This is a genomic window from Salinimonas sediminis (genome assembly GCF_003429285.1).
Classification (GTDB): Bacteria; Pseudomonadota; Gammaproteobacteria; order Enterobacterales; family Alteromonadaceae; genus Alteromonas; species Alteromonas indica.
On the sequence record NZ_CP031769.1, the window covers coordinates 3,587,108 to 3,599,209 of the forward strand.

Below are 12,102 nucleotides of genomic sequence, written 5' to 3' on the forward strand. Positions count from 1 at the left end.
GACAGGAAACATATGAAAACGTTAAATAAAGGTCAAAACATCGATTTTATTATTGCTACTCACGAAGATGACGCGGGCGCGCTATCTCGCGTTTCAGCTATCTCATCCTCGTTTCCATTAGCTAGAATTATTGTAGTTGATAGCTCTTCAACCACCTATAAATCGCAGTCGCGCTTAGCCTCTACCTTAAAGACCCTGGGCACGCGGGCCAGCTATGTTGACTGCGATACCCCTTGCAGGTATAGCTGTTATCAAAAGGCAATGGCGAATTTACAGGGAGATTATGTGGCTTTTCGCACCCATCATAAACTAATGGATGAGACACTAACGGCGCTGGGTGTGAATACCAGTGAACCGGCAGACGTGTTTGTTACCCACCCTGGGGATGAAACACAACAGTCAGTAGCTGGTTTGGAAGCGATAGTATTCAACCGCTCTTTTGTGGAACAAAATAACCCGTTTAGCGAGCCAGCTAATTTTGATGAGAAAAAGTTTATAGATACTGCACTTGGTGCTGCTCGAGGTGTAAGTAAAGCAGTGGCAGCGTGAGGACTTGTGTTTTATCAGTCACATGAATAAAAAAGGCCAGCTTCGAAGCTGGCCTTGGTGTTTACAACGCTTTATTTACATACTGTAAGCAACAGTAACATAGCCGAAGCGGCCGATATTGTCATAGGCACCATCGAACTCACCGGTACCCGTTGTACCCAGCGGCAAGGCGCGGTTAAACAGGTTATCAACCCCTACTGACAAGCTTACACCGTTAGCAAAGTTATAGCCTACGGTTACATCAGTAATAGCATAAGATGGGTTGTCCATCAGAGTGCTTGGGTTAGGGTTAAGCGCCAATGACTGATTGGTGTATAGGCTGACCCGATCAATATAGCGGGTTTTCCAGCTTGCTTGCCAGTCACCACGGTCATAATTAAGCGAGAAAGTGCCCTGCCAGGTGGCTTCACCTTCGGTACCAGCATACTGATAAAACTCTTCAGTATTTTCCTGGAACGGATACTCTTTACGTTCATCCAGGTACGTAGCGATAACGTTAGTACGGAAGCTGCCTTCCAACGCATCAAAGTCATAGCCAAACTCAAAGTCTACACCAGAAGCTTCCTGGCCGGCCAGGTTAAGGGAATAGCTTTGAATCAGGCTGATTTCGCCTGCGGCATTGCGGCTAATCAGGCCACAATATTCATTGTCCACACCAGAGGTTGAATCGACACAACGGTCTACTATCGTTTGTGCATCTACCTGAGAGATAGCGTCAGTCAGTTCGATTTCCCAGTAGTCTACCGTTGCTGTAAAGCCTTTGAACCATGAAGGTTGATAAATCAACCCGATAGTCTCTGAGGTAGATTGTTCAGCACGTAGATTCCGGTTGCCGCCTGATTGGCCGTCAACCAGACTGTCGTCATAGTCAGAGTTGAAATCGGCAGGTACACCTAATGCTGCGCAGTTAGCCTGGCGCAGACCTTGAGAATCTTGCGATAACTCTGCGATATTGGTTGTTTTACACGGATCGTCAACAGGGAAATATGTTTCGCTGGCTTCACCAAACAGTTCACCAATGTTAGGCGCACGAAGAGCAGAAGAGCGTGTTGCACGTAAACGCAAGTCTTCCATTACTTCCCAGTCCAGACCAAGCTTCCAGCTGGTTGCGTTACCAATTGAGCTGTAGTTTGCAATACGGATAGCACCGTCAACAGTCAGCAACTCAATACCAGGCAAATCGGCTAATACCGGAACGGTAACTTCTGAGAAGATTTCTTCTACTGAATATTCACCGCGATCTTCACCCAGCGCGTTAAAGAAAGTCCCACCGGCGTTTTCTGGCTCGTTAATTTCACTTTTTTCTTTACGGTATTCAACACCAGCTGCAAACCCAACGTAACCCGCTGGCAACTCATAAATACCGGCATTAGATACACTTGCCGCAGCGTTGTATTGCTGGATTTTGCTGGTACCCACTGATGTGGTATTGATGTAATCAATCGCCGCTTGGCTTGGTGCACCTTCGCCAAAAATGTCAACCGGAACACAACCTGCCAGGCGCGCTTCACGGTCAGCACAAAATGCCGTACCAAACTGGTCTGCTTTTGCATTCAAGGCATTTTCATAGTTGGCATAAACCAGGTTATTGCTGTTCGCGCGCTCTAGTTCTGTTTCACCGTAGTTTAAGTACGCTTCGTATTCCCATACATCTGCCACCAGGCCTTCAACACCGACCACGAACCGAGTAGTTTCACGCTCGTCATCTTCAACCCGACGGCCTAAGTCAGTCATCATCCGGTTGATCGTAATTTCCTGCAAACCCTGCTGCGTCATATAATCAGTTACAATGTCATCAAGCAGTGGATTATCAATGCTTACTGTATTGATTGGGTTGCCGTAGAAAAAGGCAGGCTGACCGATACTTTGCGCACGCGTGCGTGAATATTTTGCCTGTGCATAGACCAGCGTATCGTCATTTAAGTCGTAGTTACCTTTTACATTTAGGTTAGTACGGTCAAATTCAGGCTGTAAATCAGTAAACTGGCGCAGGTTCAGATAATCGCAGTTCACACATTCTGAGCCATCAACGATATCGCCAGTATAAACATCTTTTAATGTACCATCGGCATTAAACGACTTACTGTTACCGGCAAATACACCACTATTATTGATAGCGTACAAACCTGAATCCGCAGTATAGAAATTGTCTGGATACGCGGTTGAGTCTAGTTGATCAGCGGTACGCCCTTCCGCAAAAATGCTGTCATAGGCAATTTCCCGATACGACGTAGCCGTCCAAGGGTTGTCTAACGCGTTTAAGCGATTCTGGCTACTGTATTCCGCTGCGAAAGCCACGTTTCCACGGTCGTTATCGAAGTTAAAACCGTACGATGCCTGATATTTTTCGTTTTGATAGTTGTTATCATTGGCATAACCACGGGTGATGCTGGCGTCAAACCCTTCAATATTTTTCTTTAATACAAAGTTAACCACACCGGTCACAGCATCTGCGCCGTAAACTGCCGACGCCCCACCGGTAATAATTTCTACCCGCTCAATCCAGCTGGTAGGGATAGTGTTAGTATCTACCGCCGCGCTTCCCGCAGAGCTTGATACATGGCGCTTGCCATCGACCAATACCAGTGTGCGGTCTACACCCATACCACGCAAATCAAGGATATTAAGCCCTGCCGTACCTATGTACTGACCTGAGTTACCCATCGAATAAGTGCTGGCTAAAGCGGGCAGCTCATTTAGCACTTCGCCGATGTTCATCGCACCGGTGTTTAGCAGCGATTCGCCACTTAATACGGTAACCGGCGACGGAGCAATCGCGCCTTGGCGAGAAATACGTGAACCTGTTACCTGGATTTTTTCTACATTTGCATCAACAGCCTGTGTGTCCTGAGCCATTGTGTGCGTCGAAGCAAAAGCCGCACTGGATACCAGCGCTAGCCGAACAGCATTCGCAAGGTTTTTCATCTTCAATTCCTAAAGTTTTAAAAAGCTGATTTGGACTGATTAAAAATCAACCAAAGTAAATTGCATTGTTATTATTTTTTGAGCAATTGGCTCGCGCATTTTAAATACTCGGGTAGAAAATACAAAACATTTAAGCTGGTTTTATTTAATTTGTAAGGAAAATTGTTATTAAGGATATTCCTATATAGAAGGAGGAATACTGACGAGAAGCTCGCTTTTTATAAATGTTAAAATTTATTTAACAATATAAACGCATTATCGCTATAAACTTAACCTTATAAGTAAACACTAACCTTATGTAAGCCTATTTTATGAGCACACAGAGAAGTTAAAATAAGCCAAACTGCATTTATGAATGCGTTACATAGGTATTGAAAAAGATTCATAACGGGACACGGCAATTAAATAAGGGAATCTACAATAAGCGTAAAAAACAATCAGAAAATACTTTAACATTGCTGTTTTGTAGAAAAATTAATCAATGAAATATGCATATAACCCGGCATAGATGTTGATACAAAATGATTGAAACTTGCCGATTGTGAAAGCGGAATGTTTAATTTTTCGAGTTACGCATTCTGTCTTTCTTATATTATTCAATATGAGGACACATCTATGAAAACATCTATTAAATTGCTTACTGGTTTGTCATTAGGTTTGCTGGGTACAGGCATGGCCTCCGCTCAGGTAACTGACAACACACTACAGGACAAGGAAGGGTTTTATGTAGGTGGTAACTATGGTTATCTCAAAGTGGATGGTCAGGACGATTTTGATGACGATAACGATATGTGGCAGGGCTTAGTAGGCTATCGCTTTAACCGCTATATAGCGGTTGAGGGAAGTATGGTCGATTTTGGCGATTATGGTAGCGATGTATCTAATGCGGATACCGATGGCTATACCGCGGCAGTCAAAGGCATGCTACCGATAAGTGAAAATTTTGCGGTCTTCGTCAAAGGCGGCCAACTGTGGTGGGAATCTGACTATGACGTAGGCGGAGTAGCAGGAAGCTATGATGATGAAAGCCTGTTTATAGGTGCAGGGGTGAATTACGCCTTTACCCGGAACCTGAGTGTCAACGCAGAATACACCATATATGATGCCGATTTAGATGCTGATGAACTTAGCGATAATTTTGCTGACAGCGATTTCAATACAGATTTAAAGCAAGCCAGTGTGGGTATTGAATACCGTTTTTAATTGAACACGGTTTGCCTTGTGGCAATACATTAAGGGGCGGATAGCCCCTTTTGTTTGTTTATTGTTTAGCGGTATCAGGTGACGGCCCAGGTGAAAGCCGCTACGTAAAAAATACACTCCAGTCGTAAATATCCCACCCTAAAGCATGAGGCTGGCCCCAGCCCCGTTATTAATTACTTTACTAATCATATGATTACACAACACCGTGGCCTATTTATCGGGTGGAACGATTTGTGCAAACCTGCTTCTATTGCGACAAAGAAAGATGTTAAAAGAAGTCAGGAGGCTCTCATGTCGAATCCAGGTTCGATTTTTCAGCAAGGAGAAAACTGTTGGGTCAGCAGTAAGGCTACCTTTGCTACCCCACTTATTGATTGCGCTAACTATTATAAAGCGCTGCACTCTTCCATTGCTAAGGCCAAACATTCCATTTTTATTGTGGGCTGGGATATCGATAGCCGGATTCGACTCATTCGCGGTGAAGACGAAGCCAATAGCGAAGCCCCGTCAGTTATCAGTGATTTGCTGGCGTGGAAAGCGGAGCAAAACCCGGACATTAATATCTATTTGTTACGGTGGGATTCGTCGTTGGCTTTTTTTGCTCAGCGCGAGATGTGGGCTAAAGAAGTCTGGGATGAAAAAACGCCAGACAATGTTGAAACCGTTTTAGACGATACCATCCCCATGGGCGGTAGCCAGCATCAGAAAATCGTTATCATTGATGATGAAGTTGTGTTTTCTGGAGGCATGGATGTATCAACCAACCGGTGGGATACCCGCGATCACCCGGTAGAGTCTGCAGAGCGTGATGGCCCGGATGGCGAATATGGCCCCCTCCATGATGTGCAGGCGGTATACGCAGGCCCGTTGGTGAAAGACTTTGCCGAGCTGGTCAGATGGCGCTGGTTGCGGGTAGCTGAATCCCAACCTATCGACATTCGCCAGGATGCCAAAAACAGCCTGGAAGACGGTATACCTGAAGCCTGGCCTGATGCCTATGAGCCCTGGTTTGAGCAAGTAGAGTGCGCGCTTGCCCGTACCATCCCTTTTATGGATGAAGTAGAGCCCGTGCAGGAAGTCAGGAATATGCTGCTTGACCTGATCAATCAGGCGCAACGGGTAATTTATATTGAAAATCAGTTCACAAGTCGTCAGGAAATAGCCGAAGCACTTAACCGTCGCCTGAAGGAGTGTCCTGAACTGAATGTTATTGTCGTCAGCTCCTACGAACCCAAAGGGCGTTTTGAGTGTGAAGCGTTCTGGGCCAGCCGGATTGAGTTTAAAAAGATCCTGTTTAACGATGTGGATACTGACCGCATTATTATGTCCTATTCGTCTATAACCGATGAGCAAGGTCGCGCGGCATATAAACGCATACATTCCAAGGTGATGACCATTGATGACAATTACCTGGTCATAGGCTCATCTAATTTAAGTAACCGGTCTATGACCCTGGATACTGAGATAGATACGGTAATGTATGGCAATACTGAGCATAACCGTCGCTACATAGCGCGTATGCGCGATGATCTATTAGCCGAGCATACCGGGCGCACCGTAGAAGATACTGCGCAGCTTATGCAGCAGGATAATCCTGCCCGGGCGATCATTGAGGGTCAGTTAGCTCACGGCTATATCCTTACTCAGGTAAATGATGAAATTTTTACTGACCAACCTTCCGATAATCTGTTTCGTTCATTATCAGACCCTGAAGAACCCCTGATTGCAATGCCCACATTGGATGGACAATCTATGCCGGTAAGAAACCCCCGCCGCCGCACCATTATGATAGGCATCGGCGTACTTATTATTGCTATTTTAGGTGGCTTAATGTTCTGGGCCAGCCAATCTATATCTTGGTTAAGTGCCGATAGCATAAATGCCTTTTTAGAAAAAAGCCGGGGCACCTATTTTGCCTTACCGACTGTATTGCTAGTGTACTTAGTAGGTGGGTTACTATTCTTTCCTGTCACCGTGTTATCGATAGCGGTCGCCGCGGTATTCGGGCCCATCTGGGGGCCGGTATACGGCATTTTAGGGGCGCTGCTTAGCTCAGCATCTATGTTTGGTATAGGTAAGCTGCTCGGTAATGCCGGGCTGAAAAAAATTGGCGGCCCAAAAGTAGAAGCAGTAGACCAAAAACTAAAACAAAGTGGCGTAGTTGGTGTGGCGGCAATTCGCATGCTACCTATTGCCCCGTTTAGTTTGGTTAATTTGGTGGCTGGTATTTCTTCAATCGGTTTATTCCAGTTCCTGGCGGGCACTTTTTTAGGCATGTTCCCGCCAATGATTGCCAAAGGGCTGGTAGGTGATTCAATTACTCAGATATTCCGCAACCCATCTCCTAAAACAATCTCTTATCTGGTTGGCGGCATTGTATTATGGGGGCTGATGATTTGGGGCTCACAAAAATTTGCCCGTTGGTATCAGGAGCGCAAGCAAAGTCAAAAGGCTAAGTCTGAAGAATGTGTCGCATAATTAGTTACAATATACACAGTGGTGTAGGCAGGGATAAAAAGCACGACTACCGCCGTATCGGTAACTTCCTGGCCTCCTGTGATGCAGACATTGTGTTGCTTCAGGAAATGGATACCCGGCCAGCCCAGCGTGAAGTGGTAAAAGATATCAAAGATATATGCGCAGGTAGTGTATATCACCTGGTGGCGTCTCCTGCGTTAACGGAAGATGATGGCTGGTATGGGAATGCGGTACTCACGCGGTTTCCGGTGTTAAGTAATCAGACATTGGATGTCAGCCAGGATGGGTTTCAGCCGCGAAATATCCAGACGGTCATGGTACAAACGCCCGCCGGCCCGCTAACGGTGGTGAATACTCATAAGGGATTGAAAAAACAAGAGCGCAGGTCCCAGTTTGCTCAATTACATGAATATATCGCTGAACGACTACAGCACACTCCCACCCCATTGGTATTGGCAGGTGATTTCAATGAGTGGCAGTTCTTTACATCAGCATTTAAAGCGCTGGACGATACGTTAACTCAGCATAAGGTAGGCGCAACGTTTCCCAGTGGGTTTCCGTTGTTTTCTTTAGATAGGGTATGGACCACGCCGGACTTGAAAGTTCGGCGTATTAGAAAACTGAAAAATACACAGACTAAAATAATGTCGGACCACCTGCCGGTTCAGTTGGATATAAAAATGCCTGACAGCGCTGCGTTATCCTCGCCTATCGCCGCCGATAAAGCGTATGCCTAGCGGCTGCCGGCGTTATGGTTTCCCCGTTTATTTATCGCTTATAGCGTTTAGCGGCATCTATATTGTCTGGTTGAACATTAACAGCTAGGCAAAGTGGCTTTGCCTGCGTTCGGGCGTCATCGGCGCCGGGCTAAAGCATAGTTCACCCCGCCAATGGCCACTTTGCTGTTCGGCTGCCACAACCTGTTTAACAATATCAGCGAGCTTTAACATAGCATCGGTTGGCGATGCTGTGCGGCTGGTAGCCATAAGCACAGTACGGGTCATCTCTGGCGAAATAATTTTGAGGGCCCTGACCAACCCGGTTTCTTCAAGGTGAAATATCGCGGAGGATGGCAGGATCATTAGTCCTTCGCCTTGCATCACCTGACGAAGCCCGGTCATTAGCTGGCCGCTGTAAGCTTTACTATGCTTAAGTAAAACTGAGGTGTTTTTTTCATATAGCGCCACCAGCTTACCAAGCGCGTCTTTATCACTGGGAATAAGTAGTTCATAGTCACTTAACTCCCAAAAGTGAATAGCCTGGCGCTCTGCTAAAGACGCGTATGTTTGTTTTTCTGCCCCCGTTCCTACCACTAAATACATATTCTCGTTAATCAAGCCACTACACCGCATCGTGTTTAGCGTTACGTCTTGTTCGTAGGTGATAGCGATATCAATCTCATTGTGTTCTAACCACTCCCGCACACTATAGGATGGCCCGGTACTTATCTCCAACTGTACATCGGGATAGCACCTGTTTACCTCCTCTATTAAAGCCATTGACAGCACATTATTAATCGATGGCAACATGCCCAATCTGACTTTTCCGGCCTGCCCGGTTTTAAGTTGTTGTAACGCAACCCGGGTGGTATGGATTTGATTCATTAAGGTTTCAGCGTGTTGCGCAAATACCTGGCCGGCCTGGGTTAAACTTACCCCTTTATAGCTGCGCACCAACAGCGTTGCCCCCATTTCCCGCTCAAGATTGGCCAGCTGCTGACTGATAGCTGGCTGAGCAACATCTAACTCGCGGGCGGCGGCTGCAATACTCTGCTTTTGTACCGTAACCAGAAAGTAATGTAATTGTTTTGAATTCATTGTAGGCCTCTGTCGCTGCGCCGCTGGACGGGATCAATACTTACGTATCCAAAGAGTATGTTAACGATTCAACTGCCTCGATATTTGCTCTGGTGGCTATTCATCCTTTCATAGGAAATTCATCTACTTAGTCTACTTAGCTATGGCAAGTTATGTGCCATTGAAAGGTATACACCTTTGGTAAATGTAACAACCACGTTACCAGGACATTCGGCAGTTTCTTTTTTTATCGTCCTGCCCTGGCCTAAGCGCTTAATTATTAAGTGCTTAGGCCAGGGCTATAGGGTTTTGTTATACCCCCTCCATATTCTTCTGACTTGTGAGATCCCCCGCCATTTTTTTAGTCTTTCGTTACACAGCACGGGGAGTCAGAACCTGACAATACATTCTAATGCATGGTTCTGGTGCTGTGGTGAGCCAGGATTGGGCGCAACAAGACGCCGAGCGACAGAAAAAAATAAGCAACCAGGCAACGCTAGGAATACACCATGAAACGAACAAAAATAAGTGCTGCAATAGGTGCCGGTTTGACAGGGTTGTCACTGGTATGGGCCTCTCAACTTCAAGCCCAGGAAGCGGTTGATACAGAACAGCCGCAAAGCGCCGATGCGTTGGAGCGTATCGCGGTAGTCGGCGCCCGCGGGGCGCCACGATCGGTTACCAGCTCGCCGGTACCGATAGATGTGCTTAGTGCCGATGATATGAACTCTGTGGCGTTCTCAGACATGAATGATGTTATGAAAACGCTGGTGCCGTCTTATTCACTCTCACGCCAGCCCATTTCCGATGGCGGCACCTTTGTTCGCCCAGCCACGCTGCGCGGACTGCCCACTGACAAAACCCTGGTGTTGGTCAATTCCAAACGGCGCCATCGCGCGGCTCTGGTCTCTATTGGTGGCTCCGGCACGCAGGGGCCTGATTTAGCTACCATACCTACTGCCGCCATCGCCAATGTTGAAGTTTTACGTGACGGCGCGACCGCCCAGTATGGTTCAGATGCTATCGCAGGGGTTATTAACTTTCAGCTGAAGAACAACAATGAAGGCGGTATGTTTAGTGCCGAATGGGGGCAACACTATGAAGGCGATGGTGAGCAACTAACCTTGTCGGGAAACAAAGGCTTCGCCTTGGGAGATGACGGTTTTGTCAGTGTCTCTGTCGAATATGCCGATACTGAATCGACCAACCGCGGCGAGCAATATTGCGAAAGTTGGTTTTGTGTGGATCCTGACTTAGCGGGTTTTGATCCAGACGCTGATTACGCCGCTTATGTTACAGACGACTTTCTGGCTGCGGCCCAGGCCATGGGCCAAAATGTTCACGACTCAGATTTTGTGCAACCCTGGGGCCAACCGGAAACCGAAGCCACCCGGGTATTCATTAATGCCGGCTATGTGCTTTCTAATACTGCTGAGCTATACGGTTTTGGTAACTATTCCTCCTCTGAAGGTGCCGGCCCATTTTTTTATCGCTACCCAGAGAACGGTACGATAGAAAATGTCAGGCTGGAAGACGGCAGCCTCTATAGTCCTTTGGAACATTTTCCCGGCGGGTTTACTCCGCGCTTTTCTGGCGATGTAGCGGACTATTCTGTGGTGGGTGGCGTCAAGGGCATGCTGGGAGCGCTGGGTTATGATATCAGTGGGCGTTATGGCTACAACGAAATTGAATACACCCTGAGCAATACCATTAACCCTTCAATGATGGATGCCTCCCCTACGTCATTTAATCCAGGCACTCTAACCAACGATGAGCTCCAGTTTCAGGCTGACTTCACTTATGACTTTAACGAGTATGTGCTGGCCTTCGGGCTAAGCTATATGGACGAGTCCTACGAATTAGAAGAAGGGGAAGCGGCATCCTATGAAGCAGGCCCCTATGCCCTTAGTGACCCATGGGGGCTGTGTGAGGCGCAAGTAGCCACTGCCGCAGGTTTAGCAGTTATTGCCAACGGCTCAACACTGAACTGTGCCGATGATAACGATCCGGTTTATACCGTAGTAGGGGTAGGCTCAAATGGTTTTCCCGGCTATTCTCCAGAATTTTCCGGCGAATATACCCGCGACTCTCACGCTGCTTACCTTGATATCTCCGGCGACCTTTCTGCCAAGCTGTTTGGGCAAGCGGCAGTACGCTATGAAGACTATTCTGATTTTGGCTCGCAGATAGTTTATAAAGTGGCCGGTATTTACCAGCTAACCGATGAAATAGGCCTACGTGCCTCTTATGGTACAGGCTTTAGAGCCCCTACCCCAGGGCAGCAAGGTACCACTAACGTATCCACCCGTCTTCCCAATGGCTTTCCGGTGGCAACCGGTTTATTCCCAGCCTTAAGCGCGGTCTCTCAGGCGCTCGGCGCAGAAGCGCTGCGGCCGGAAGAATCAACCAATATTACCTTCGGCATGACCGCTAATTATGGTGACCTCACGCTTACGCTGGATTACTACCATATTTTACTTGAAGACCGGGTTAATTCGATTTCCACCCGCGATGTGTCAACCGACCCCACCGCAGAAGACGCCTACGCTAATTACCTGGCTCTGGCTGGGGCGGGAGTTATTGGGGCGGAATCTATCGGCGGCGTATTTTACTTTCAAAACGCGTTCGATACCGTTACCGAGGGTGTCGATTTTGTCGCTAACTATGCCATCTCATCTGACTATGGCAACACCACCCTAACCGCTTCGGTTAACTATAACACCAATTCGTTCGACTCCGACCCCAGTAGCTATTTCAACCTGGAGGACCAGTTCGACTTTGAACAGGGTACGCCTGAAATGCGCGGCGTGTTTTCGTTGCGTCATAGCTATGATGCCTGGGAACTGGTAGGCCGCCTGAGCTACTACGGCGACTACAAAAATGCCGACGGCATTGAGACCCAGGAAGACGGCAGCGAAACCCTGGTCCGCATTCAGGAGTTCGACCCTGAATGGATGTTTGATCTGGAAGGCACCTATCACTTTAGCGACACCTTATCGCTGATTGCCGGTGTGCGTAATCTGTTCGACAACTACCCTGACCCGGGAGAAATTGGCGAAACCTGCTGTGGTCGTATCTATCGTTCAGACTCTATTGTCGACTGGCAGGGGGGATATTACTACACCAAACTAGTCGCCAGATTTTAGGGCAA

7 protein-coding genes are annotated in these 12,102 nt (G+C 47.4%); 5 read left to right on the plus strand and 2 right to left on the minus strand.

Features of this window, described 5'->3' with window-relative positions; translation table 11 throughout:
- The first annotated feature begins 12 nt into the window (after positions 1 to 12).
- Positions 13 to 549 (plus strand): hypothetical protein, encoded by a 537-nt coding sequence (locus D0Y50_RS15755; RefSeq protein ID WP_117317883.1) that lies wholly within the window; start codon positions 13 to 15, stop codon positions 547 to 549.
- A 75-nt stretch (positions 550 to 624) separates the two neighbouring features.
- Here D0Y50_RS15755 and D0Y50_RS15760 read toward each other — a convergent pair whose 3' ends face one another.
- Positions 625 to 3,474: a TonB-dependent receptor domain-containing protein gene (locus D0Y50_RS15760; protein ID WP_117317885.1), complete on the minus strand. Its 2,850-nt coding sequence runs from the start codon at positions 3,472 to 3,474 to the stop codon at positions 625 to 627.
- 615 nt (positions 3,475 to 4,089) lie between these two features.
- Between D0Y50_RS15760 and D0Y50_RS15765 the strand changes: the two genes are divergently transcribed.
- The 3 genes from D0Y50_RS15765 (at position 4,090) to D0Y50_RS15780 (ending at position 7,892) form a co-directional block, all read left to right on the plus strand.
- Entirely contained in the window at positions 4,090 to 4,677 is a 588-nt protein-coding gene (locus tag D0Y50_RS15765; protein ID WP_108567311.1) for a porin family protein, read from the plus strand.
- Between the two features lie 291 nt (positions 4,678 to 4,968).
- The gene (locus tag D0Y50_RS15775) at positions 4,969 to 7,155 is read left to right on the plus strand and encodes a VTT domain-containing protein (protein ID WP_108567309.1); all 2,187 of its coding nucleotides are present in this window, start codon (positions 4,969 to 4,971) and stop codon (positions 7,153 to 7,155) included.
- The gene (locus D0Y50_RS15780; RefSeq protein WP_108567308.1) at positions 7,143 to 7,892 is read left to right on the plus strand and encodes an endonuclease/exonuclease/phosphatase family protein; all 750 of its coding nucleotides are present in this window, start codon (positions 7,143 to 7,145) and stop codon (positions 7,890 to 7,892) included. The genes D0Y50_RS15775 and D0Y50_RS15780 overlap by 13 nt, the downstream gene beginning before the upstream one ends.
- 84 nt (positions 7,893 to 7,976) lie before the next feature.
- Here D0Y50_RS15780 and D0Y50_RS15785 read toward each other — a convergent pair whose 3' ends face one another.
- On the minus strand, positions 7,977 to 8,972 hold the full coding sequence (locus D0Y50_RS15785; RefSeq protein WP_108567307.1) for a LysR family transcriptional regulator: 996 nt from the start codon (positions 8,970 to 8,972) through the stop codon (positions 7,977 to 7,979).
- Positions 8,973 to 9,460: 488 nt separating this feature from the next.
- Here D0Y50_RS15785 and D0Y50_RS15790 point away from each other — a divergent pair, with 488 nt between their 5' ends.
- Entirely contained in the window at positions 9,461 to 12,097 is a 2,637-nt protein-coding gene (locus tag D0Y50_RS15790) for a TonB-dependent receptor plug domain-containing protein (RefSeq protein ID WP_117317887.1), read from the plus strand.
- Positions 12,098 to 12,102: the final 5 nt, after the last annotated feature.

What these genes read in the sequence shown, in the direction of transcription:
- D0Y50_RS15775 (WP_108567309.1), top strand. Translation starts at nt 4,969, where the DNA reads ATGTCGAATCCAGGTTCGATTTTTCAGCAAGGAGAAAACTGTTGGGTC.
- D0Y50_RS15780 (WP_108567308.1), top strand. Translation starts at nt 7,143, where the DNA reads ATGTGTCGCATAATTAGTTACAATATACACAGTGGTGTAGGCAGGGAT.
- D0Y50_RS15760 (WP_117317885.1), bottom strand. Translation starts at nt 3,474, where the DNA reads ATGAAAAACCTTGCGAATGCTGTTCGGCTAGCGCTGGTATCCAGTGCG.
- D0Y50_RS15755 (WP_117317883.1), top strand. Translation starts at nt 13, where the DNA reads ATGAAAACGTTAAATAAAGGTCAAAACATCGATTTTATTATTGCTACT.
- D0Y50_RS15765 (WP_108567311.1), top strand. Translation starts at nt 4,090, where the DNA reads ATGAAAACATCTATTAAATTGCTTACTGGTTTGTCATTAGGTTTGCTG.
- D0Y50_RS15785 (WP_108567307.1), bottom strand. Translation starts at nt 8,972, where the DNA reads ATGAATTCAAAACAATTACATTACTTTCTGGTTACGGTACAAAAGCAG.
- D0Y50_RS15790 (WP_117317887.1), top strand. Translation starts at nt 9,461, where the DNA reads ATGAAACGAACAAAAATAAGTGCTGCAATAGGTGCCGGTTTGACAGGG.